This window comes from Streptosporangium sp. NPDC000396 (assembly GCF_042898655.1).
Taxonomy (GTDB): domain Bacteria; phylum Actinomycetota; class Actinomycetes; order Streptosporangiales; family Streptosporangiaceae; genus Streptosporangium.
In genome coordinates this window covers 1-22,889 of sequence record NZ_JBIAZA010000050.1, presented here as the reverse complement: position 1 = coordinate 22,889, position 22,889 = coordinate 1, and the positions used below count along the sequence as shown (strand labels likewise).

The window sequence follows — 22,889 nt, the reverse complement described above, 5'->3', positions numbered from 1 at the left end:
GGTCAGGCGCCCGGCGTCCGCAACCGCAGCACGTGCACCCCGCCGGAGGCCTCCCCGCAGATGATGAGCGGGTCGACGGACTCCTCGACCAGGCAGGCGGTGATACCGCTGTCCCCGAGGAACCGCGCCACCTCGGTTCCCGCGGCGAGATCCCAGAGCGCCACGGTGTTGCCGGCGCCCGACACCACCAGACGGCCGTCGGCCGTGCTCGCCAGCGCCCGCACCGCGCCTTCGGCGCTCGGGAGCGCCCCCGCCCGTTGCCCGGTGACGACGTCCCAGATCCGGATCGCTCCGTCGCCGCCGCCGGACACCGCGCGCCTCCCGTCCGGGCCAAGCAGGACAAGGGCGTTGAGCAGGGTCTCGTGGGCGCGCACCTCCCACCGCGCCTCACCCGAGTGCAGGTCCCAGGCGATGAGGACGCCGTCGATGCATCCCGCCAGGGCGGCACTCCCATCCGGGGACACCGTCAGGCTGAGCACGGGCCCTCCCGGCCCCCGGCACAGGTGCAGGGCCTGCCCCGTCTCCAGGTCCCATACGGCCACCGTCCCCTCCGCACCTCCGGTGACCAGTCGCTTCCCGTCGGGAGTGACCCGCACGACCTGCACGGCCTCTCCGGTTTCCAGGACCCGGTGGAGGTCGCCGGTGCGCAGGTCCCAGATGTGCGCGGAGCCGTCACCGGTGCCGGCGACGGCGTATCGCCCGGGGACCACCGTCATGGCGGTCACGGCCCGGCCACCCGTGCTCCACGTGCGCTCGTTTCGGCCGCCGTCCAGCTCCCAGACCCGGAGGGTGCCGTCGCCGGAGGCCGAGACGACACGCCCGCCGTCGAGCACGGCCAAGCCGACCACCGCGCCGGCGTGGTCGCGGAGCACCAGGTGCTCGCCTCCCGTGCCGGTGCGCCACACGCGTAGCGTGGTGTCGTCCGATCCGGACACCACCAGCCCGTCGTCACCTCGCGGGACGGCGGCCATGGCGGTGACCCACCCCGTGTGGCTGGGCTGGCCGCTCCGCGTCGCGAGGTTCTCCAGGTCCCACACCCGCAGCGCGCCGTCGGCTGAGCCCGAGATGATGTGACGGCCGTCGGCGGCCGTGGCGACGGCGTTGATCCAGCCCGCGTGCCCGCGCAGCGCGGCGACCTCACGCCCGCTCGCGATGTCCCAGACGCGCACGATGGCGTCGTCCCCTCCGGAGACGACGTGGCGGCTGTCGGCGGTCGCGGCCAGGGCCCCGACCCAGCCGCTGTGGCCGTGCAGGGTCGCCTGCCGTGCGCCCGTGTCGAGATCCCACACCGTCAGGGGGCCCTCCATGGAGCTCACCGCGGCCCGTTTGCCGTCCGGCGTGGTGGCCAGCGCCCAGATCGCCCCGTGACCACTGGCCAGGGAGAACGCGGGGCTGCCGTCGTGCAGGTGCCAGACGTGGAGGGTTCCGCTGTCGGAGCCGAACAGGACATGGCGGCCGGTCAGCGCCACGGTGGCGGACTGCACCCACCGCTCCCCGCTGTCCAGGCCGAGCAGGGGCGTGCCGTCCTCGATGAGCCAGGTGCGCACCGTGCCGTCCTCTGACCCGGAGGCGGCCATCCGGCCGTCCCGCGAGAGCCTCAGGGACATCACCGCACCCTGGTGCCCGCGCAGGACATGGCGCTGCACCCCCTCACGCAGGTCCCACACCCGCACGGTGCCGTCGGCGGAACCGGACACCGCCCGCCGGCCGTCCGGGGTGACCGCCACGGACCACACCGAGCCCTGATGTCCGCGCAGGACATGGCGCTGCACCCCCTCACGCAGGTCCCACACCCGCACGGTGCCGTCCACAGAGCCGGACACCGCCCACCGGCCGTCCGGGGTGAGGGCGACCGACCAGACGGACCCGTCGTGCCCGCGAAGTGTGTGACGCTCGACGCCGTCGTCAAGCCTCCACACTCGTATGGTGCGGTCATCGGCGCCCGAGACCGCCATCAGGCCGTCCCCCGAGGGGGCGATCGTGCGGACCCACCCGGTGTGGCCGACCAGACTGCGCAGCATGGGCGTGTCGGGCGTGATCAGGCTCGGTCCCTGCGGGCATAGCCACGGCCGCCCCGACCAGGCGCGGGCCTGCGCCACCAGCCGCCGGATGGCAGGCTCGCCGGAGCCGGCGAGCCTGCCGACCAGCTGGGCCGCCAGCTGGTCGGGATTCCGGGCGAGGACGTGGCTGGACAGGCGTAGCGCGTCCCGCAGCAGGACGACATCGGCGTCCTCGATCCCGGCGAAGTCCGCCAGCAGCGAGGTCATGTCGGTGGCGGAGAGCTTGGCTGAGAGCCATTCCATGTTCAGCAGCAGCATCCGCAGTTGGTCCTTCCGGCCGGCGCGGACGAGGTGGTGGGCGAGGTTCTCGAAGTAATAGCCGTCGGCCGGGCCGCTCGCCCAGCCGTGCGGCGCCCGCCGCGCGTAGGCGTCCAGGAGACGGGTGTGGAGCCGCGCCACATCCCCCGCGCGCCGGCACACGTAGTCCATTTGCAGGTCATGCAGGGTCAGGTCGCGGTCGCCGTCCATGCGGGCCAGAGATCGCTCCGCGAACAGGTCGAGCAGTTCCTCGGTCTCCAGGTCGTCGACTCCCAGCGGCTCCCACAGCAACTCGACGACGTGGGCGGGCACGGCTCGCCCCTGAAAAACCGCGAGGTCCAGGTATCGCTCCCGTTCCCCCGGCTCCAGCGCCTCCACACTGACCTCGATCGCGAGCAGCAGGTTGTGGTGGGGGTAGTGCGGAAACGCTTGCCGGATCTTTTCCAGGTCGGCCTGGCGCAGCCGCCGCAGCACCCCGGCCCAGCGTTCGGGCCTGCCGCCCACCATGGCACCTGCCATGGCGAGCGCCAGGGGCAGATTGCCGCACTCACGGGCGATCTGTACGGCTTCCGCGGGCAGATCCGCCGCGGAATGGCCGGCCCAGTCGGCGAGCAGGGCCGCCGCCTGCTCGTCGTCAAGCAGGCCGATGCCGGTGCCCCGGGCGCCGCTCGCCCGGGACAGCCCGGCGTCCCTGGTGGTGAACAGCAGGCGGCTGTGCGATCCGAGCACGTCGAAGGCCGTGATGTGCTCGGCCTTCCACACATTGTCGAGGATCACCAGGCAGCGACGGCCCGTCAGTAGCCTGCTCAACTCGGCCCGGCCGTACTGCACGTCCACGAACGCGGCCTCGGGCATGCCGAGGGCGGAAGCGAGCTGGGCCTGGCGCTCGGGCAGCGAGGCTTCCGGGCCGAGCTCCACCCAGATGACGCCGTCCGGGAAGGACCGCCGCACCTGCGGGTCCCTGCCGACCGCGGCGGCGAGCACCGACTTGCCGGCGCCCCCCATGCCGACGATGGCGATCTTCCGTCCGCCGTCGGCCGCCTCTCCGGCGCCGTCGAGTACGGCCTGCCGTACCTCGGCGACCTCCTTGGCACGCGCCAGGTAGTGCGGCGGCGGCACGGGCACGTTGGACAGCGCCCCGACCGGACCGGTCGGCAGCTCGGCGACGCCGGCCAGCTCGGGCAGCAGCCGCGCCAGCAGGACCGCGGGCAGCATGAAAGCGATCTTGCGGTCGGCATGGAGATCCTGCGCGACCACCATGCCGACGACGGCCTGGAGTTCCTCGTCGTAGACGGCTCCCCCGCTGAAGCCGCGTTCGACGGCCGCTCCGGGGATCTTGACGTCCTCCAGCTGGATCCAGCCGTTCCGCTGCGGGCCACGGATCCGGCCGGTGGACCACAGGCCGGAGGGGTAGCCGCGCGGAAAGCCGAAGGATCTGAAGGCGTGGTTCCAGGTGTCGGCGGGGGCGGCCAGCGGCGCGGGCCGCGCGGACTCGGGCGCCTCGTCCACCAGCGCCAGCAGCGCCACGTCTCCCGAGCCCTCCGCGTCGATGGGTATCCAGCGCTCCACCAGGGCGCCGAGCCGCCGTCCCGCCGCCGACAGGGGGAACTCCACGGTGATCCGTTCCTCGGGCCGGCGCGCTTCGTCCTCCCTGGCCCCGAGAGCCGCGTTGACCACGTGCGCGCAGGTGAGGATATGCCGCTCGGTCACCAGGAACCCGGAGCCGACGACCTCTCCCGCGGCCGACTGGACGGCGGCCAGCGACGCGTTCAGGCGTGCGACGGCCCCGGTCACCCTCGCGTCCTTCCCCAGATACGCGCCGAGGGCGCGTTCCATGTGCCGGTGGCGGCGTCCCACCAGCCCTGGCACAGCTCTCCGTGCGTCCCGCGGAAGAAGAGGTCGAGGCGATCCCGCCGTGCGGCGACCACGCGGGGCCGGCCGTCGGCGGCGACGTGCCCGTCGTCGAGCGACTCCCAGCGACGTGCGGCGGCTCCCGCCTCTCCGAGTTCCTCGGTGAGATGGCCGATGGCTCCCGAGTCCAGCCGGGCGAACACGTCTGCCCGGCACGGCCGGGGAGAGGCGACCGCGCAGTCGGAGGCGACGCCGTCGCCCAGCACCCGGTCACGTGGTTGCCGTTGCCAGCCCCACGGTTCGAGACAGAGCAGGCGGTCGTCCTGCCGGGCGTAGACGAGCAGCCGGTTCTCCACCCTGCCCTTGCCGCGGCAGTGCAGCATCACGGGGTCCGATGTGCACGTCAGGGAGCTGTGCCCGTCCGGGGTGGCCGGCGGAGAGGTGTGGAAGGCCCCCCGGCCTGGCCGCCATGTCGTGGTGGTCCACTCGTGCGAGCGCTGGCTGGGCCGGGCGTACTGGTATCTGAGCAGCCCGTCGTCCGTGCCCCGCACCATCATGTGCACCCCGTAGAGGCTGGTGGTGGCGGCGCCTGGACGGCCCGCCACAGGGCCCCCGCACTCCTCGGGGCCTTGGATGCCGAGCTCTCTGGGATACCAGTGATGCGCCAGGACACCGCTCTCCGTGCGGGTGAAGATGTCGAGCCGCCCCGGGGCCCAGCTGACGACGCTGGGATCGGCGACCATCGCGGAGGCGATCGCCTTCCAGGGTCGCCAGGAGCCGTCATACCAGGAGTGCTGGAGATTACGGTCCGTGTCCCGGATGAAGACGTCCAGGCGGCCGGGCCCCCAGCTGACCAGCTGGGGCGGGCCCGCGGGGACGGCGGTCAGGGCGGGCAGCCTGCCCTTTTCGCTTCCCTCGTTCGTCAGGATGACGTGAAGCAGGTCGCCCGAGGTCTCGACGGCGACCACGTCGAGGCGATCCTCCGACCAGGAGACGGCGTCGGGTTCGGAGGTGATTCCGTCACCGATGACGGCGAACGGGTGGATCAGCTTCATGCCTTCGCCCCCACGTCCATATGTGATCGGCATCGGGTCACCCACCGGACGGTATCTCCACGCCGAGACCGTAGGGAAGCCAACCCTGGAACATGAGCACCGTCCACATCTCATAGGTGTGATCGTCGGATCCGTCGAGATGCCGTCTCCACCGTTCCCGTACGGCACGGCCGTCGAACAGGCCGTGCGCCTCCAGGACCCTGCGGTCGAGCAGGTGTTCGGCCCATTCCCGCAACGGCCCGCGCAGCCAGCGCGCGAGGGGCAGGTTGAACCCGCGCTTGGGCCGTCCGCGGGCCCATTCGGGAAGATGCCGTCGCAACACCTGGCGCAGGATCCACTTGTCGCCGTCCTCGCGGACTTTCAGCTCGATGGGGGTGCGCCAGGCCAGCTCCATGATCCGTGGATCCAGGTAAGGGCAGCGCACTTCGAGCCCGACCGACATGGTGGCCCGGTCCATCTTCACCAGGCAGTTGTCCGGGAGCCAGGTGAGGGCGTCCGCGAGGAGCAGCCCGGCGGGCGCTTCACCGAGGTCCGTGGTGCCGAGTGCCTCGACCAGCAGCGGCGCCGGGTCGGGAGCGCCCCGGAGCAGGGAGGCGGGGGTCGGCCAGACGCGCCGGGTCATGTGGATGTCGAAGGCCGAACTCGGAGGCGACCCGGCGGCCAGGGCCCGCCGCCGCGCCCGCAGCGCCTGCCTGTAGGGCGGATAGCCGCCGAACAGCTCGTCCCCGCCCTCACCGGACTGGACGACGGTGACGTGCGGCCTGGCGGCCATGGACATCAGAACCGTCGGGAGCTGCGCCGGATCGTAGAAGGGCTCGTCGTACACCGAGGGCATGGCCGGCAGCAGCCGTAACGCCTCACTCGCGGTGAGCACGATCTCCTCGTGCTCGGTGCCCAGAAACCGGGCCATCTCAGCGGCCTGGTCGCGCTCGTCGAAGTCGGGTTCCTCGAAACCGACGGTGAAGGTGCGCACCGGGCCGGACGCGACGCACGTCATCAGAGCCGCCACCGCCGAGGAGTCGATCCCGCCGGACAGGAACGCGCCCACAGGCACGTCCGCCGCCGAGCGCAACGCGACCGAATCGCGCAGCAGCTGGTCCAGCTCGTCGATCCGCTCCCCGAGTGACTGCTGCGGCGCCTCTCTGGCGGCGATCTCGCGGAGGTCCCAATAAGGGGTGATGCGCTCCTGACCGGGCCCGGCGGGCAGATCAAGGCGAAGTATGGTGCCGGCGCGGAGCTTGCGGACAGAGCGGTAGATGGAAAAGGGCGCGGGAACATACCCGAGCGCGAAATACAGGGCGAGGACCTCGGTGTCCAGCTCCGGGCGGAAGGCCGGGTGAGACCTCAGCGCCTTGAGCTCGGACCCGAAGAGGAAGTGTCCCCCGCACCACGCGTAGTACAGCGGCTTCTCCCCTATCCGGTCCCTGGCCAGGGAGAGCGTCCGCGTCGCAGGATCCCACAGGGCCAGGGCGAAGGCGCCGTTGACCCTTTCCAGGGCGGCGGGCAGGCCGTGCTGGTCGATCAGTACGGCGAGCACCTCGCTGTCCGAATGTCCCGCGAAGCGGTGACCCGAGGACTCCAGCTCACGGCGCAGCTCCCGGTGGTTGTAGACCTCCCCGTTGCAGACCAGGACCTGGCCGCCGGCGCGAACCGACATCGGCTGGCGCCCCCGGGGACTGAGGTCGACCACGGCGAGCCGGGTGTGCGCCAGCCCGACGCCCGCGCTCGGGTCCACCCACCAGCCGCTGTCGTCGGGGCCGCGGTCACGCAGCGGACCGGCCATGCCTTCGGCCAGGCGACGCAGCTCGTCAGCGCCGAGGCCGCCTCCGGGCGCGACGAGCCCCGCGATGCCGCACACCCGCTCAGGCCCTTCGTACGCGTGAGCGTCCGGCGATGTCGTCCACGACGCGCAGCGTCCCTTCGCACATCATGCTCTCGGTCAGTTCGAGACGCGCCCTGCCCCTGGCCCGCCGTGCCATGGCGAGCATCTCCCGGGGGTGTTCCAGTGCGTACGTGAGCCGGTCGGCCAGGGCCCCGGGATCCCGGGCGGGGAACAGCAGGCCGTGCCGCCCGTCTTCGACGAGTTCCGGATTGCTGCTGGCGTCGGAGGCGACGATCGGCAGCTCCGCGCTCATCGCCTCGATCAGGGCCCGGGAGCAGCCTTCCCAATGGGTCGGGAAGACGAACACGTCGGCCGCGTGCAGCAGCGGGGCCACATCTCGGCGGTACCCGAGCAGGTGGACGCGACCGTCCAGACCCGAATGGCATATGCCGGCACGCAGTCGCCGTTCCTCCTCACCCGCGCCCACCCAGACGAAGTGCACGTCCTCGCAGGAGGGCGGGAGCCTGGGGATGGCCGCCAGCAGGTCGCCGTGTCCCTTGGGGAAGGCGAGCCGGGCGACGGTCAGTGCCACACGCGCCGACGCGCGGATGCCGAGCTCGCTCCGCAGGGCGTCTCTGGCCGCGCCGACGGCGCTCCGATCGGGATCTCGCCACTCGATGGGCAGGTCCACCCCGTTGTAAACGATCTCCACTTCGTCGAGGGACTCGATGCCGAACGCCGTGACCAGATGACGCCGGTTGTCGTTGGAGATCGCGACCCACCGCTGGCTGCGTCGCATCGCGTAGGCGCATCGTTCCCGATCGGCTTCCGAGACCGGCCACCCCTGGGGGACCAGGCAGAACACCGGCACCGTCGGCACGTCCTTGGCGGCGCACGCCGCGATGAAACCGATGCTGGAATCTGGTTCGGGGAGAAACACCAGGACGGCATCGGGGTTTTCCCGCTCGATGAGAGGTGCCGCGAGGCTTTCCTGGAGTTCGGAGCTGCCCAGCGATATCCGGCCGTCCACGATCTCCCCGAGCGGCCAGGGCACGATGCACGCGCCCGCCGCGCGAACGTCCTCGGCGATCGACCGTGTGCCCTCCACCTGGGGAAAGCAGGCGATGACCGTATGACCGGCCCGCACGGCGGCCCGGATGATGATGTAGGAGTGTTCCTCACAGCCGCCCCGGATCACGCCGGGAAAGAACACCAGGATGCGCATCAGACCACCCCCGGGAAAGAGAACAGGACCTCGCGTCCGCGCGCCTCGGGCTTCCGGTCCGCCCGGCCTGCCGGGACATTCCCCAAGACCCGCGGATACCTGGAACGGCCGCCAGGTGAAAACCCGTGAAAAACGGCGTCGATTCCGCCGGTAGACGGCTTCGGATTGCCGACGGCCAGACCGAGGCCGAGCGGGGAAAAGCCCTGAAAATCGCGCGTTCGAATAAGGTTTTCCGCGGTGGCCGCACTATTGCCCGGCGTTCGCCGGACCGATACCGTGACCGTGTTCTCTGCCTCGAACGCCCGGTCGACCACGTGCGAGCCGATGAAAGCCGCCGCACCGGCCGCAGGGACGCGCCCGGGCTCCGCCTTTACGACCGGCGGCACGGCCGGAAATCATCGAGGGTCACCCTGCCTCCGGTATTTGGCTCGCCCGATCGGCGCCTTATTCAGCCCGTTTGCAGTATGCACTCTCCGCCACCGGCCGCCAAGACCCTCCAAACAACCGGGGAAGGTATTTCCAGGCATGACCCGAACGTAGGGAATGCATTTCCTATTGGCGCTGAAGCTCCACCCTGGTGATCTCCGTGATCTCCGAGCCGGCGGTGTCCCAGCGGGCGGTCAGGGGGGCGGTGTCCAGGGACAGGGTCGCCACCGCGTTGGAGAACCACGGGCCGTGGACGATCCGCCATTTGAACGGGGGCTTGGGAATCCCGGCCAGGAGGGCCAGCAATCTGCCGATCACGGTGGCGACGCCGAACTGGGCGATGATGTTGGCCAGGCGGAGCGTACGGCTCAGCGGGTTGCGGATCGGGGAGCAGACGAGCTGGTAGATAGGCAGCTTGTCGGCCTTTGCCACGTAGGAGTAGTGCACGTCGCCGGAGAGCACGATCACCGGCCGGCCGGTCCCGGCCAGCAGCCTGGACATGTCCTCGAAGGAACGGCGGAAGGCCGCCCAGTGCTCCAGGTCGAGGGCCTGGCGGAGCGCCTCGGACCAGCGGGCCGCCGTCTTCCCCCACGCGCCCTGGGCCAGGGTCTCGTTCCAGTTCTGGACGTGGTGGATGCCTGCCGGGAGCAGGAACGGCACCGATGTGCCGATCACGAAGCGCTCGACGCCGCCCTTGCCGACCTGCTCGGCGAACCACTCCCACTCCGCCGGGTCGATCATGCGCCGGTCGCCGGGGGCGAGCTGCCGGGCACAGCGGGAGTCGAGCATGATCAGGCGGGTGTCACCGAGGTCGCGGGAGTAGCTCCACCGGTTGTCGGCGGGGACCTCGTAGACGTGCTCGGCGAAGGTGTCGAGGATCCCACCCCCGTCCCCCTCTGCCGCGCATAACTTGCTGAGCAGTTCGTCGCCCGCCCGCTCCCGCGGTGACATGTTGCCCAGGTGCTGGTAGACCCAGTAGGCCCCGAGCCCGGAGATCACCCGGCGCGGCCACCACGGGATCTCGGCCATCCGCTCGCGCCAGGAGGCGGAGGTGTTCCAGTCGTCACGCAGGTCGTGGTCATCGAAGATCATCGCGCTGGGCACCGTCGAGAGGAGCCAGCGGATCTCCGGGTCGGTCCACGCCAGCCGGTAGAGCTCGGCGTACTCCTCGAAGTCGGCGATCTCGTTCTGCGGCTCGTCGTGCCTGCGGTTCCTGATGAACTCCAGCATCTCGGCGGACGGCTCGTCGGCGTAGACCTGGTCCCCGAGCAGGAGAAGCATGTCGGGCCACCGCTCCTCGGGCATGTCCATCATGCTGCAGCCGTACGCGCGCAAGACGTCCACCCCGTGCGAGATGACGTGCATCGTGTCATGCGGCACGCTGGTCCGGCAGGAGCCGAACATCACCCGCTTCGGCCCGCCGGGGCCGAGGAGCCGGATGCGGCTGGGCGGCTGGTCCGGCAGCGGCCACACGGTCCGGCCGCCGAGACGGACCTCGTAGGCTCCCTCGGCGCCGACGTCCACGATCGCGTAGTGGTGGCCGTGCACGGTGAACGTCAGCGCCCGCGACTGGGTCCCGCCGGCTTCGACCACCACCTCGCACGGCTCGCTGGTCTCCACCCAGACTGACGCGCTGGTCTCATCCACGTAACGCAGCAGCGGCCCGACCACAAGTTCCGGCACGTTAATCCCCTCAGCCACTCCATAAAGGCGGGCGTCCCCTGGGGAGCCCGCCATGTTGGCGTGTTCCCCCCACGGTGCCCAGGTGCTCTGATCGATAGCAACAGATCACTTTGGAATGGGGGAAACGCACAAAAATCATCTGCAAGACCGCAAGATGCCCAGCTTGGCTGGGCGAAAACCCCCAGCTAGCGTGATCATCACAGACAGCCTGGGCGGAGCAATGGCGCTTCGCCCATCATATGGAGGCTCCCCTTCATGACCCTCACGGTGCCGTCAATGACGCCGGCAACCACCGCCCTCATCAGTCCGGGCTGGCAGGCCCTCGACTCCGCCCTGTTCCAGCTCGACCAGGCGGCCGACCAGCTCCAGTTAGACGACGGCATGCGCACGATGCTGGCCACCCCCCGCCGCTCGCTCACCGTCTCGGTGCCGGTCCGCCGCGAGGACGGCCGGATGGACGTCGTGCAGGGCTTCCGCGTCCAGCACAACATCACCCGTGGTCCCGCCAAGGGCGGCGTCCGCTTCCACCCCTCCACCGACATCCACGAGGTCACCGCGCTGGCCATGTGGATGACCTGGAAGTGCGCCCTGGTCGGCATCCCCTACGGCGGCGCCAAGGGCGGCGTCTCCGTGGACCCGGCCACGCTGAGCACCCGGGAGCTGGAGCGGCTCACCCGCCGCTACGTCAACGAGATCATGCCGATCATCGGCCCGGAGAAGGACATCCCGGCCCCGGACGTCGGCACCGACGAGCAGACCATGGCCTGGATCATGGACACCTACTCGGTCAACGCGGGCTACCCCGTTCCCGGCGTGGTGACCGGTAAGCCGATGACCCTCGGCGGCTCTCTGGGCAGGGCCGGAGCCACCTCCCGCGGCGTGCAGATCGCCGCGATCAAGGCCATGCAGGGCTCGCCCGAGGGCCGCACCGTCGCGGTCCAGGGATTCGGCAAGGTCGGCGCGCTCGCCGCCCAGTATCTCGCCGATGCGGGCTGCCGCGTGGTCGCGGTCTCCGACGTCACCGGCGCGGTGGTCAACCGCTCCGGCCTGGACGTCGAGGACCTGCGGGCGTGGGCGAAGGAGACCGGCGGCGTGTACGGCTACCGCCACGCGGACGCCCTGTCCCACCGAGACCTCCTGGAGCTGGACGTGGACGTGCTCGTCCCCGCGGCGCTGGAGGGTGTGATCACGGCGGAGAACGCGCCCCGGATCAAGGCCCGCCTCATCGTGGAGGGCGCCAACGGCCCCACCACGCCCGAGGCGGACCGGATCCTGGCCGACGCCGGGGTCACCGTGGTTCCGGACATCCTGGCCAACGCGGGCGGCGTGATCGTCTCCTACCTGGAGTGGGTGCAGAACCTGCAGGCCTGCTCCTGGAGCGCGGGCGAGATCGACAGGAAGCTCCGCGACCTGATGGAGGAGTCCTTCGACGCGGTCGCGGCGATGTCCGCCCAGCGCGGGACCACCTTGCGCCTGGCCGCCCACACCATCGGCGTGGGCCGGGTCGCCGAGGCTCACCGGATGCGGGGGCTCTACCCCTGACCTTGGTGTGAGGGCTCTGCCGTGACGCTCGGCTGGGATTTCCCAGCCGAGCGTTTCTCGTGGCCGGCCGTTCAGTCGGCCACCGGCGAGAGCACCCGGACTCCGTTCCCCGCCCTTCCGCCGGAGGCCGTTCGGAGGGTGCTCGGGGGGTGCTCGGAGGGCGGTCTCGCCGGGACCGCTCAGATGGCGGCGCGGACGATGTCCTCGCAGATCGCGTGGGTGACCAGGGCGTCGTCGGCGCTGACCACCGTGCCGGAGCGGACCGCGTCCAGGAATTCCAGGCAGACCTGCTCGATGCCGCGCTGCCGGGAGACGGGGATCCAGTCGCCCCGCCGGGCCAGCGTCTCCGACCCGGCGTAGTCGATCACGTCGGCGATGTTGACCACCCGGCGCTTGGTGTTCTCGCCCATGACCTCCACGGTCTCCTCGGTCGCGCCGCTCACCCTGTTCATGATCCCCAGCGCGGTGAAACCGTCTCCGGCCAGCTCCAGCGTCACATGCTCCAGCAGCCCGTTCCTGACCCGGGTCCGGATGCCGGTGTGCTCGACCTTTCCGGGCGCCAGGAACCTGAGCGTGTCCACGACGTGGATGAAGTCGTCGAAGACCACGGCCCGCGGGTCTCCCGCGAGATCCCTGCGGTTCTTCTGCATCACCACCAGGTGGCGGGGCAGGTCGAGCAGGGCCGCGTAGGACGGCGCCCTGCGGCGGTTGAAGCCGACCAGCAGCGACCGCTCCTTCTCCTGGGCCAGCCGTACCAGGCGCTCGGAGTCCGACAGGGTGTAGGCGATCGGCTTGTCCAGGTAGACGTGGACGCCCGCCTGGAGCAGTGGTTCGACGATCTCCACATGGGCGTCGGTCGCCGCGTGCACGAACGCCGCCTCGACCTCGGCTTTGATCACCTCCTCCACCGAGGTGAAGCGGCCCTCGATCCGGTGGGCGTCACCGAGACGGTCGAGCGTGGCGCGGTTGCGGGTGCACAGGTAGAGGTCGAGGCCGGGCTGCGCGGACAGGACGGGCAGGTAGGCCTTCTCCGCGATGTCCCCGAGGCCGACCATGGCGATTTTCATGGTGTGAGCGTACGGCCCGGCCCTCACGGCTTTCCCCGCAACGGCGCATCCGAGATGCGCGAGCGGGGTTTCATCCCCTCGTGGCGGCTTGCTCCCGCCACCAGCCGATCGTCTCCTTGAGCCCTTCGTCGAGAGGGGTGGGCGCGAGGCCGAAGGTGGTCTCGAAGGCGGAGGAGTCGAGAACGAAGGGCAGGTTGAACTGGTAGCGGGTCTCCCCCAGCTCCCGCATGAGCGGGACGGCCAGCCCCATGATCTTCATCACCCAGTCGGGCACCCGGGTGATCCGGGGAGCCGCGGTCCCGGCCAGCTCGGCGATCCGCGCGGCGACCGCACGGGCGGACACCGCGGGCGCGGTCGGGATGTGCCACGCCCGGCCCCAGGCGCGCTCGTCGGTGGCGGCCGTCACCAGAGCGCGGGCCGCGTCGGTCAGGTAGGTCCAGCTGTGCGGCATGTCCGGGTCACCGGGGAACTGCGCGGCCTTTCCCGCGAGCAGTTTCGGCACGAACCGATCGCCCAGATAGGACTGGTCGAGGGCGCCGGGACCGTAGTAGTCGGAGCCGCGCAGCTCGGTCACGCGGATCCGCCCGGACTGGTGGGCGGCGAGCGCGTCGGTCCACATCTTCGCCCTGACCCGCCCCTTGGTCCCGGTGGCGGCGAGCGGGGCGTCTTCGGTGATCGGCCCGTCGATCGGGCCGTAGCCGTAGAGGTTGCCCAGCATGACCAGCACCGCGCCCGTGGCCTCGGCAGACGTCAGCAGGCTCGCCGAGATCGGCGGCCAGTCCCTGGCCCACTCGTGGTAGCGGGGGTTCACGCAGTTGTAGATCGCGTCGGCGCCCCGGGCCTCGCGGGTGAGCGCCTCGGCGTCGGCGGCGTTCGCCGCCACCTTCCGGACCCCGTCGGGACCGGATCCCGAGCGGGTGACGACGACGACCTCATGCCCCTGATCCAGCAACAGCCGGGCGACCTTGGCTCCCACCTGGCCCGACCCGATGACAACGTGCTTGCCCATGATTATCTCTTCTCTCACTGGTTCCAGAGCAGCCGAAGCGCGGCGTTAATAACGTAAACGGCGGCGAAAATGATCCCCGGGGTGAGGCGGCCGGCCATGATCAGCGCCGCGGCGCCGCCGCCGAACCAGAAGATCTCCAGGGCGGCGCGGGCGAGCCCGGTGAGCGGGATCACGGCGCCGTTGGCCGCGCCGAAAACCGCCCAGACAGCAATGAACAGCGCGGGCCCGCCGAGCCCGAGAAGCAGCTTCACCGGCCAACTCTGGCCCACGACGAAGCCCCAGTAGCCCACCGAGGCGAGAACCCCCAGCTCCAGCAGGAACGCGACGAGAAGGTTGGTGTTCTTGGCCAGGGACAACATCAGGACTCCAAAAGATTGCCGTTCCGATCTGAGAGCAATGCTCTCTCTAAAGAGCGTCGCTCGTCAAGAGCGGTGCTCTCATTTGTTTGCGGCGCTCTGATATGGTCCCGAGCATGAGCTCAAGCCGTACGGCACGCGAACGGGTTCGGGCCGAGCTGACCCGCGAGATCACCGACATCGCCCGCAGGCACCTGGCCACCGAAGGGGCCGCGGGCTTGTCCCTGCGCGCGGTCGCCCGCGAGATGGGCATGGTCTCCTCGGCGATCTACCGCTACTTCCCCTCCCGGGACGACCTGCTCACGGCCCTGATCATCGACGGTTACAACGCCATCGGGGAGGCCGTGGAGAACGCCGACGCGGCCCGCCCGCGCGAGGACCACACCGGCAGGTGGCTGGCGGTGTGCCACGCCATACGCGACTGGGCGCTGGCCCATCCGCACGAATACGCCCTGCTGTACGGCTCGCCCGTGCCCGGCTACCAGGCACCGGAGGACACCGTCGCGGCGGCGATCCGCGACACCGTCGTCTACGGCCTGATCGTCTCCGACGCCCACCAGGCCGGAGTCCTGAACCCGCCGGACATCTGCCCGCCCGCACCCGCGTCGTTCGGCGAGGACGCCGCGCGCGTGCGCGCGGTCATCCCCGGCGTCCCCGACGACGTGATCGTCCGCGCCCTGATCGCCTGGACCGGCCTGTTCGGCTGGGTCAACTTCGAACTGTTCGGCCAGTTCAACAACTCGATCCTCGACCCCGCCACGGCCTTCGATCACTCCATGCGCTGCCACGCCGCCTTCCTCGGCCTGCCCGCCTGACGCATGCGGGGCACCCGATCACCACACGTCGACATCAACACCGATCGCGATGGTCCGCAGGGCGCTGAGCGCGACCCAGGCGCGCATGTTGCTGTCCATCCCGTACGGACCGGGGTCGCCCGTCCCTGGCAGCAGGTCGAGCACGGCGCTGGCATGGCCGTACTCGGCTGCGTTCCGGGCCATATGCGCGGACTCGCGCCGCTTCGTCGCCTTGGGGAGTTTCGCGAGCCCGGCGTGCCGGGCGGCGAGATCGGCCAACTGGTCGCCGGTCGGGCCTGTGGCCCTGCCCTCGGCCGCGATCCGTTCGGCCACCGGCAGGTCGCACCGCACCGAAGCCCAGTTGACGTCGCCCCACAGCCGGAGCAGATCCGGCTGCCCGTAGACGGTGAGCGCGCGGGCCGCCGTCCAGTCGTCGAACCAGCGCACGCCGTAGGCGTGCGGCTGCTCCGGGTTCTCCGGCTCGCTACGCTCCCCGATCAGTTCGCGCACCAGCTCGGTATCGCCCCGTCTGAGCAGGCAGACCAGCCAGGGCACGCCGTGGTACCGGTCCCTCGGCGTGCCCACGCCCTCGTCCAGCACGACACGGGCCTCCTGCTCCCGGCCGCACTCGGTGAGCGCCCAGACCAGCGGCAGGCGGACTTCCCAGTTCGAACGGTGCGCATTGGCGACCTCGCGCGCGGAGGCGAACCACTGCTCGGAGCGTTCATGTTGCCCCAGGACCGCGCAGGCCCCGGCGATTGCCGCCATGTCCGCCGCGTCGCTCACGTCCGTGAGATCGTTGTCGGCGTAGGGGAGGACGGCGGCGGCTTCGGCGTCGAAACCGGCCGCGCCGAGCGCGAGCGCGATCCGTGCGAGGTGTCCGAGACGCCGCCGGTGTTCTGGGATCGCGAGGGCCAGTTCGCGGGCTTCGGCGGCATCGCCCCGCCGGGCGCAGATCATCGCGAGCTGCTGGAGCGTGTTGACGGTCCACTCATCCTGGACGACCGAGTCCTGAACGGTCAGGTCGATGAGTGTTCCCCGGACCACCGTGATGAGATCGGTGACGGTGGCGGTGTCGGGTGGCGGCCACGTCCCCGTCGCCTCTGCCGTGCTGCCGCGTCCCCGGAACGGCGCCAGCAACCGCTCGGTCTCCGGTGAGGCCGCCCTCACTCCCGCGTGGGCGGGATCGGGGAAGATTTCCTGGTCACCCCAGCGGAACGGCCAGGCGAAGCGGTGGGCGACGGACCAGCAGAGCCGGCCGTCGAGCTCCGCGAGATCGTCGTCCCGGCCGGGCCGCGCGATGACCGTGCCGTCTTCGAACGCCACCGCCCAGGTGTCCTCGTCCAGCGCGAACGTCGGGTTGAGCCGGAGCTGGTCGCCGAGGTCACGGCCGGTGAAGAAGAGCGGGCGACGGGCGGCCGGGGCATGGTGAAAGGGGTGGTCGGCGACGATCTCGCCGCTCTCGGGGCGCAGGAAGCGCACCGCGTGCGAGCCGATCGCGATCAGCATGTCGTCGGCGGGCCATTCCAGGCCGAAGCCGTGATCCCACTGGCCGATGGTGCGCCGGATGCCGTCCATGACGCGCAGCCGCTCGGGATGTTCACCGAGCGACCAGATCTCGATCCGCCCCTCTGCGGTGACACAGGCGGCCCGCTCGCCGTCCGGCGACCAGGCCCACGACCGGGCGTCCCAGCCGCGCGGGTTGGAGGTGGCCGCCTGAACGTTCAGGTCGTACCGGTGCCCGCCGGTCGTCGCGTCGATGATCCCGACGGTTCCGCCCGCCGGGTCCACCACCGCCAGCCGACCGCCCGGCCCCCAGCACAGGACGTCGGCGCCTGGGTAGCCCGGTAGCTCCGCCGTCGTCTCACCCGTCAGCGCGTCGGCGATGACGAGCTTTCCGCCGCGCTGGTGGGCCAGGAGTCGTTCGTCCAGGCTCCACTCGGGCGGAGCCGCATCCTGATCCTCTTCCAGGTCCAGAATCCAGGAGACCTGCCGTTTCTCCACGTCGAGCGAGATCGCCGCGTACTCACCCGTCGCCTCTCCGTAGACACGGGAGCCGTCGCGCGACCAGAACGCCCGGCCGAGGATGAACTCGGGCTCGTCGTCCCAGGTTTCCCGGAACTCGTCCGGCAACGGTCCGCTGAACTCGATCGGCTCCGTCCCCTCCGGGTGGGAGTCGGGTGGCCCGGCGACCGAGCCCTCGTGCATCGCCACGATGACGTTGCGCAGGAAGTCCGACTCGCCTCCGTAGACGAACGCGCGCCTGCCCTCGGGGGCGAAGGCCATGCCCGACGGCCTGCCGGAGGCGAGGAAGAACGCGTCGGCGATCGGCTCGTGGGCGATGCCGAACGGGTCCCACACGCCGGTCGCATTGGTGTTGTACTCCAGCGCGATCCGCGTGCCGTCCGCCGACCACTGGAGGCTGCGCGTGTAGTCCGGGAAGCCGACGCCACCCATGATGCCGTCGATCGCGTGGACGCAGCGGCCGGTGGCGACCTCGAAGACCTGCAGGACACCGCCCCGGTCGTAGTCGTCGCCGGTCCGGCTTCCGACCGCGAGATGACGGCCGTCCGGGCTGAGCGCGTGGCCGTTCAGCTCGCCGTGGTGCACGTCGGAGTGGCGCAGCAACGCCCCGGCGTCGCGGAGCCGGGCGGTCGCGAGGCGATGCGCGTCGACGACACCGTGGGCGCGCTCCAGAGCCTGGAGGGCGTCCCGCAGCGGCACGGTGTCGCGCTCTGGGGAGAACGCGGACCAGTCGGCGTTCTTGAGGGTGTCGAGGGCCTCGCCGGGTCCCATCCCCTCGTGCGAGACGCCGGTGAACGGCGGGGACGGCGGCGGAGTGCCGGGCTCCCGGCCTTCGAGCACGGCCGCCAGCGCGTCCTCGTCGTAGATCGGAACGCCGCGCACCGCCGCCGGCCCCACCTTGGCCCCCGACTTCGCCCCGGCGAAGACCAGGTCCGTCTTCGCCGAGACCGACGCGGTCACCTTCGCGCCCAACGCCTCCAGGCCGCGCTTGGCCTCATCCTTCGAGAGCCGGCCGAACCGCCCGGCCAGCACGATCTGCCTGCCACTGATGATCATGCCAAGCGACCGTAGCGGAGATGACCGACACTTCACCGAGCGGAAAACCCGCGAGCAAGCCGAGCCCTCCCGCGTCGACAACGCTCCGGCGGCGGCCCTGATGCCGACGCCGCATCGGCCGCCGATCGCCGAAAGCCTCTCAGACGGCCGGCGCCGGGGCGTGGTGAGCGCTCTCCATGCCGCCGATCATGTGCTCCCGGCCCCACGCGCCGAGCGGCGCCAGCGCGTCGCTGAGCGAGACGCCGAGCGGGGTCAGCGAGTATTCGACGCGGGGCGGCACCTCGTCATACACCTCGCGGTGCACGATGCCGTCCTCCTCCAGCTCCCGGAGCTGGGAGGTGAGCACCTTCTCGGTCACCCCCGGCAGCAGCCTGCGCAGTTCGCCGAAGCGGGACGGCCGCTCGTTGAGCGCCCAGAGGATCAGCACCTTCCACTTCCCGCCGATCACGTCCATCGCCGCGTCGATCCCGCAGTGGTATGCCCCCGGCCTCCGCACGGCCGCCATGTCCAGCCCTCCTGCCTGCTCGCTCACCCCGGGGTAACCACCCACTTCAAAGTGCGTACTTGATCACTCCGAGGCCTGCGACAAGCCTAATGGGCATGGATGACAACACCTTCGAGAAGTCCCGGCTCACCCTCCTCGGGCTCGGTGCCATGGGTACCGCGTTCGCCCGTGCATGGCTTGCCGCCGGGCATTCTCTGACCGTTTGGAACCGCTCCCCCCACCGGGCCGAACCGCTCGTCGCCGAGGGCGCGAAGCTCGCCGGGACGGCCGCCGAGGCGGTGGCCGCCAGTGACCTCGTGGTGGTCTGCCTGCTCGACGACGCCTCGGTCGGCGAGGCTCTGGCCGACGCCGATCTGACCGGCAAGGACCTGGTCAACCTCACCACCGGCACTCCCGCCGAGGCTCGTGCCCGCGCCGAGTGGGCGCAGGCGCGTGGCGCCCGCTTCCTGGACGGCGGGATCATGGCGGTCCCGCCGATGATCGGCGTCCCGGGCTCCGGCGGATACGTCTTCTACAGCGGGTCCCGCGACCTCTTCGACGCCCACCGGGAGGCCCTGGCCGTACCGGCCGGCACCACCTACGTCGGTGAGAACCCCGGCTTCGCCGCCCTCCACGATGTGGCGCTGCTGAGTGCGATGACCGGGATGTTCGCGGGAGTCTCGCACGCCTTCGCGCTGATCCGCAAGGAGAACGTCGCACCGAAGAACCTCGCCTCCCTGCTCGTCGGCTGGCTCACCGCCATGGCCCCCTACGCGTACGGGATCGCCGACCACCTGGAGAGCGGCGACTACACCAGGGGCGTGACCTCCAACCTCGCCATGATGGTCGAGGGCAACTCGACGCTGCTGCGCACGGCCGAGGAGCAGGGCGTCAGTCCCGAGCTGCTGACCCCGTTCATGGCCCTGATGGAGCGGCGCCTCGCCGACGGGCACGGCGACGAGGGCACCACCGGCGTGATCGACCTGCTCACCCGCTGAGGTGTGTCCCTTGGATCTCCGTCTCCCGGCGACAGCGCGATCCACGGGACGACCGCTGGCTCGACGGCCACAGGGAGTGGTCTGACCCGCCGAACGACCTCGGCCGGCATCCCACGCCGGGGCCGTCGATCATGGCCTGCGCGCCAACCCGGAGAGACCTCGTGGTCGAGAGGGGTTCACGGCTCCCTCAGGTGCAGGGCGAGCTGGGTTCTGTCGCGGAGGCCGAGCTTGCGCAGCATGCTGGACACGTGGTTCTTGACCGTGCCCTCGGTGATGAAGAGCCGCGCGGCGATCTCCCGGTTGGTCGCACCGACCGCGACCAGCCGGGCCACGTCGAGCTCCCGGCCGGACAGCAGTTCCTGCCCGCGGAACCCTATCTGCCGCTGCGGCGACAGGCGCAGCTCGGCGACGAGACGCGCGGCGACAGGACCGTCGAGTACGGTCTCCCCCTCGTTCGCCTTCCGGATCGCCGCGACCAGCTCTTCGGGCGAGCTGTCCTTCAGCAGATAGCCATGGGCGCCCGCGCGCAGCGCGCCGAAGACGTATTCATCCTCATCGAACGTGCTGAGCACGATCGTGGCGACCTGCGGATACTCTGCGTCGAGCCGGGCGATCAGCTCGACGCCGTCCATCCGTGGCATCCTCGCGTCGACCAGCACCACATGCGGACGGCAGTCCGGCATGGCCTCCAACGCGGCGACACCGTCGGCGGCCTCGCCGACCACCTCGATGCCGTCCTCGATCTCCAGCAGTTTGCGAAGCCCCTGCCGCATAAGTATCTGGTCATCCACGAGCAGCACACGGATCGCGTTCATGACCGTGTCACGGGCACCTCGGCCCGCACCTCGAACCCTCCGCCGTCGGCGTTTCCCGCACGGAGGCTGCCGCCGATGGCGTGGGCGCGCTCGGCCAGGGAGGACAGGCCGAATCCGGCCGTCTCCTCCGTCCCCTTCCCGTCGTCACCGATCACCAGCACCACCCGTCCGGTGCCGAAGGCAAGGCGGGCCCGCACATGTTTGGCCTCGGCATGGCGCAGCGCGTTGGTCAGCCCTTCCTGAAGCACCCGATAGAGAACGAGCTCGGAGTCAGGGTCCAGCCGCTGTTCGTCGCCGTGAACCTCGAAGCTGACCTGGATACCCGTCCCCGCGAACGATTGGGCCAGCCGGTTGAGCGCCGCGCTGCCGACGTGGTCGTCCAGCGCGAGAGGGCGCAGCGCGCGCACCCAGCGGCGCGCCTCGGCCAGCGCCTGGGCGGTCACCTGTTTCGCCTGACGTACCTCGTCCCAAGCGTCGTAGGGACGGCGTTCCCGATATCGCTCGGCGTTCTCCAGCCCCATTTTGATCACTGTAAGGTGATGCCCGACCGAATCGTGCATGTCCCTGGCCATCCTGGCCCGTTCCTCGGCGACCGCCAGCTCCCTGACCCGTTCGAGCAGCCGCTGGGCGACCTCGCCTTTCCGCCGGGCCTCCAGAATGGCGGAGGCCATGCCCAGGGCGAACGCGGAGAGCACTCCCATGATCCCCGCCTCCAGCAAAACCCCCGGCCAGGGTCTGCCAAACAGCGAAGGCGAGGTGAAGCACAGCACCGTGAAATAGACGACCACGATGAAGGCGGCGAGGCGTACGCCGTACAAGAAGGCGAGATTCGCGATGCCGATGAGCATCAGCGCCGAATGGATGCCCTGGGTGAACGTCCCGATGAAAGCGACCGCCACCAGGAAGCAGAGTGCGGCGGGTTTTCGCCAGTGGCTCGCCGCCGGGCTCCAGGGCAACATCAGCCAGAGAACCGCGACCACCGTCATCACCAGGCAGAACAGCGGCGTGCTCCCTTCGTCGGGGAAGACGAGAAGCCGAATCGCCGCCGTCGCCGCGAACACCGCCCAGAACACGACGCTGAGCAGCGGAGGACGGTCAGGATCGCGAAACAGTCTCACAACAGCGCACCCTAACGCCGGGGTCGCGTCCTGATCATCCTGCCTGCGACACCGTGACTTCGGTCACGCCGGTTTCTATCCGCCGCTCGATGCCTTCACGCCGCCGCCGAGCCTAGCGTGACCCGCCATGAAACCTCTCCTCGCGGTCCTGGCCACGATCGCCTTTCTGTTCGTCTCGCTGCTCGGGAGCGCCGGATTCTCCATTCTCCTGCTGGACCAGTCGAGCCCTCTCTTTCCCCTGGTCTTCCACCCTGGCGTCACACTCATCGCCCTGGCCGTGGTGTATCTCTACCGGCGCTTCGTGATCCGCCGCCCTTGGTCAGGCCTCCGGCTGACCTGGACCTGGTCGGCCATCCCTCAGACCCTGCTCGGCGTGGCCGTCGGCATGGTCGCCATAGCCACGGCGAACGCCGCGTCGGTCGCGCTGGGCGTGGCCGACTGGATCGGGCCACAGGCCGACGTCCCCCTGCCGCAGGGCGACGTCCCCCTGTACGTCCTTCTGCCCACCCTCTTCGCCGTCATCGTCCTCGGGCAGGCGTTCCCCGAGGAAGTGCTGTTCCGCGGCCATCTCTTCGACGCGCTCTCCGCCTGGCTCTCACCACGCGCCGTCCTGGCGGTCAGCGCGGTCGCCTTCGGTTCGATCCATATCCTCTCGCAGAGCGCGGCGTCAGGGATCGGCGAGAAGCTGCTCTACGTCGTGCAGGCCGTCGGGCTCGGCCTCGCGTGCGGGGCTGCCAGGGCCAGGACCGGCGCGGTGTGGATGGCGGTCGGCGTCCACACCGGCCTCCATATAGCGCGCCGCGTCTTCACCGTCGAGAGCGGTCAGTACGGGGTTCAGCTCGTCCTGGAAATCATCGCGCTGGCCCTGGCCGCCGCCCTCGTCCTCCTGTCACGGCCGCGCAAGGCCGTGGCCCCGGCCCCGAGCTGAACCCCGTTCCACGGCGATCCGTCTTCGCCGGGACGAGCGTCTGCGGTGCCTGCCGTACGGCATGCCTCACCACGGCGAACATGAGGCGGACATGACTCGACCGCGCCCCGCGGGTTTCGCGGTGGGCGCGGTCGGGTGGAAGCCGGAGACGTGATCGCCTTGTGGGCGGGTGTCGGGCACGTCGCCCCGGCAGGTCATGCCGGGGCTGCGGCCGGGCCGTACCTAGTGCCGCATCAGGCAACGTTCGCCCCGTTGTGACGTGTCGTCTGGTTGCGGTACCGGGCGGCGCTGGGCGGTCAGAATGGTCCCGTGGCTGA

Annotated in this window: 17 protein-coding genes; 4 read left to right on the top strand and 13 right to left on the bottom strand. The window is 70.5% G+C overall.

The window, feature by feature from the left end; translation table 11 throughout:
- Positions 1–2 precede the first annotated feature (2 nt).
- From ACFY2X_RS44830 to ACFY2X_RS44805, 6 genes are all read right to left on the bottom strand, one after another.
- Positions 3–4,187, bottom strand: coding sequence for an NB-ARC domain-containing protein (locus tag ACFY2X_RS44830; RefSeq protein ID WP_389950829.1), 4,185 nt, complete (start codon positions 4,185–4,187; stop codon positions 3–5).
- A complete protein-coding gene (locus ACFY2X_RS44825; protein ID WP_389950827.1) occupies positions 4,109–5,224 on the bottom strand; it encodes a hypothetical protein in 1,116 nt (371 codons plus the stop codon). Before ACFY2X_RS44825 ends, ACFY2X_RS44830 begins: the two co-directional genes overlap by 79 nt.
- Positions 5,225–5,261: 37 nt before the next feature.
- Complete coding sequence (gene asnB, locus ACFY2X_RS44820; RefSeq protein WP_389950824.1) at positions 5,262–7,082, bottom strand: asparagine synthase (glutamine-hydrolyzing); 1,821 nt, start codon at positions 7,080–7,082, stop codon at positions 5,262–5,264.
- 4 nt (positions 7,083–7,086) lie between these two features.
- The gene (locus ACFY2X_RS44815; protein WP_389950821.1) at positions 7,087–8,271 is read right to left on the bottom strand and encodes a glycosyltransferase family 4 protein; all 1,185 of its coding nucleotides are present in this window, start codon (positions 8,269–8,271) and stop codon (positions 7,087–7,089) included.
- Positions 8,271–8,657 (bottom strand): hypothetical protein, encoded by a 387-nt coding sequence (locus ACFY2X_RS44810; protein ID WP_389950819.1) that lies wholly within the window; start codon positions 8,655–8,657, stop codon positions 8,271–8,273. The genes ACFY2X_RS44815 and ACFY2X_RS44810 overlap by 1 nt, the downstream gene beginning before the upstream one ends.
- Before the next feature lie 166 nt (positions 8,658–8,823).
- Positions 8,824–10,380 (bottom strand): alkaline phosphatase D family protein, encoded by a 1,557-nt coding sequence (locus ACFY2X_RS44805; RefSeq protein ID WP_389950816.1) that lies wholly within the window; start codon positions 10,378–10,380, stop codon positions 8,824–8,826.
- A 276-nt stretch (positions 10,381–10,656) separates the two neighbouring features.
- Here ACFY2X_RS44805 and ACFY2X_RS44800 point away from each other — a divergent pair, with 276 nt between their 5' ends.
- Positions 10,657–11,922, top strand: coding sequence for a Glu/Leu/Phe/Val dehydrogenase (locus tag ACFY2X_RS44800; protein ID WP_389950814.1), 1,266 nt, complete (start codon positions 10,657–10,659; stop codon positions 11,920–11,922).
- A 179-nt stretch (positions 11,923–12,101) separates the two neighbouring features.
- On the opposite strand, the gene ACFY2X_RS44795 is transcribed toward ACFY2X_RS44800, so the two are convergent.
- From ACFY2X_RS44795 to ACFY2X_RS44785, 3 genes are all read right to left on the bottom strand, one after another.
- Positions 12,102–12,989 carry a Gfo/Idh/MocA family protein gene (locus ACFY2X_RS44795; RefSeq protein WP_389950811.1) on the bottom strand — a complete coding sequence of 296 codons (888 nt, stop codon included), beginning with the start codon at positions 12,987–12,989 and terminating at the stop codon, positions 12,102–12,104.
- 70 nt (positions 12,990–13,059) lie between these two features.
- Positions 13,060–13,998: an NAD-dependent epimerase/dehydratase family protein gene (locus ACFY2X_RS44790; RefSeq protein ID WP_389950809.1), complete on the bottom strand. Its 939-nt coding sequence runs from the start codon at positions 13,996–13,998 to the stop codon at positions 13,060–13,062.
- A 14-nt stretch (positions 13,999–14,012) separates the two neighbouring features.
- On the bottom strand, positions 14,013–14,357 hold the full coding sequence (locus ACFY2X_RS44785; protein WP_389950806.1) for a YrdB family protein: 345 nt from the start codon (positions 14,355–14,357) through the stop codon (positions 14,013–14,015).
- Between the two features lie 113 nt (positions 14,358–14,470).
- On the opposite strand from ACFY2X_RS44785, the gene ACFY2X_RS44780 reads away from it, so the two are divergent.
- Positions 14,471–15,169 carry a TetR/AcrR family transcriptional regulator gene (locus ACFY2X_RS44780; RefSeq protein ID WP_389950803.1) on the top strand — a complete coding sequence of 233 codons (699 nt, stop codon included), beginning with the start codon at positions 14,471–14,473 and terminating at the stop codon, positions 15,167–15,169.
- 18 nt (positions 15,170–15,187) lie between these two features.
- Here ACFY2X_RS44780 and ACFY2X_RS44775 read toward each other — a convergent pair whose 3' ends face one another.
- A complete protein-coding gene (locus ACFY2X_RS44775; RefSeq protein ID WP_389950800.1) occupies positions 15,188–18,229 on the bottom strand; it encodes a BRCT domain-containing protein in 3,042 nt (1,013 codons plus the stop codon).
- Between the two features lie 139 nt (positions 18,230–18,368).
- Complete coding sequence (locus ACFY2X_RS44770; protein ID WP_389950897.1) at positions 18,369–18,734, bottom strand: winged helix-turn-helix transcriptional regulator; 366 nt, start codon at positions 18,732–18,734, stop codon at positions 18,369–18,371.
- A gap of 95 nt (positions 18,735–18,829) precedes the next feature.
- Here ACFY2X_RS44770 and ACFY2X_RS44765 point away from each other — a divergent pair, with 95 nt between their 5' ends.
- Positions 18,830–19,711, top strand: coding sequence for an NAD(P)-dependent oxidoreductase (locus tag ACFY2X_RS44765; protein ID WP_389950797.1), 882 nt, complete (start codon positions 18,830–18,832; stop codon positions 19,709–19,711).
- Positions 19,712–19,887: 176 nt separating this feature from the next.
- Here ACFY2X_RS44765 and ACFY2X_RS44760 read toward each other — a convergent pair whose 3' ends face one another.
- Positions 19,888–20,526 carry a response regulator gene (locus ACFY2X_RS44760; RefSeq protein WP_389950795.1) on the bottom strand — a complete coding sequence of 213 codons (639 nt, stop codon included), beginning with the start codon at positions 20,524–20,526 and terminating at the stop codon, positions 19,888–19,890.
- Positions 20,523–21,644, bottom strand: a complete 1,122-nt coding sequence (locus ACFY2X_RS44755; RefSeq protein WP_389950793.1) for a sensor histidine kinase — start codon at positions 21,642–21,644, stop codon at positions 20,523–20,525. The genes ACFY2X_RS44760 and ACFY2X_RS44755 overlap by 4 nt, the downstream gene beginning before the upstream one ends.
- A 127-nt stretch (positions 21,645–21,771) precedes the next feature.
- On the opposite strand from ACFY2X_RS44755, the gene ACFY2X_RS44750 reads away from it, so the two are divergent.
- Positions 21,772–22,572, top strand: a complete 801-nt coding sequence (locus ACFY2X_RS44750; protein ID WP_389950790.1) for a CPBP family intramembrane glutamic endopeptidase — start codon at positions 21,772–21,774, stop codon at positions 22,570–22,572.
- Positions 22,573–22,889: the final 317 nt, after the last annotated feature.

Bases quoted from the DNA above. Each gene is read 5' to 3' on its own strand.
- ACFY2X_RS44825 (WP_389950827.1), bottom strand. From the start codon at position 5,224: ATGAAGCTGATCCACCCGTTCGCCGTCATCGGTGACGGAATCACCTCC.
- ACFY2X_RS44815 (WP_389950821.1), bottom strand. From the start codon at position 8,271: ATGCGCATCCTGGTGTTCTTTCCCGGCGTGATCCGGGGCGGCTGTGAG.
- ACFY2X_RS44800 (WP_389950814.1), top strand. From the start codon at position 10,657: ATGACGCCGGCAACCACCGCCCTCATCAGTCCGGGCTGGCAGGCCCTC.
- ACFY2X_RS44795 (WP_389950811.1), bottom strand. From the start codon at position 12,989: ATGAAAATCGCCATGGTCGGCCTCGGGGACATCGCGGAGAAGGCCTAC.
- ACFY2X_RS44790 (WP_389950809.1), bottom strand. From the start codon at position 13,998: ATGGGCAAGCACGTTGTCATCGGGTCGGGCCAGGTGGGAGCCAAGGTC.
- ACFY2X_RS44785 (WP_389950806.1), bottom strand. From the start codon at position 14,357: ATGTTGTCCCTGGCCAAGAACACCAACCTTCTCGTCGCGTTCCTGCTG.
- ACFY2X_RS44780 (WP_389950803.1), top strand. From the start codon at position 14,471: ATGAGCTCAAGCCGTACGGCACGCGAACGGGTTCGGGCCGAGCTGACC.
- ACFY2X_RS44775 (WP_389950800.1), bottom strand. From the start codon at position 18,229: ATGATCATCAGTGGCAGGCAGATCGTGCTGGCCGGGCGGTTCGGCCGG.
- ACFY2X_RS44770 (WP_389950897.1), bottom strand. From the start codon at position 18,734: ATGGCGGCCGTGCGGAGGCCGGGGGCATACCACTGCGGGATCGACGCG.
- ACFY2X_RS44765 (WP_389950797.1), top strand. From the start codon at position 18,830: ATGGATGACAACACCTTCGAGAAGTCCCGGCTCACCCTCCTCGGGCTC.
- ACFY2X_RS44760 (WP_389950795.1), bottom strand. From the start codon at position 20,526: ATGAACGCGATCCGTGTGCTGCTCGTGGATGACCAGATACTTATGCGG.
- ACFY2X_RS44750 (WP_389950790.1), top strand. From the start codon at position 21,772: ATGAAACCTCTCCTCGCGGTCCTGGCCACGATCGCCTTTCTGTTCGTC.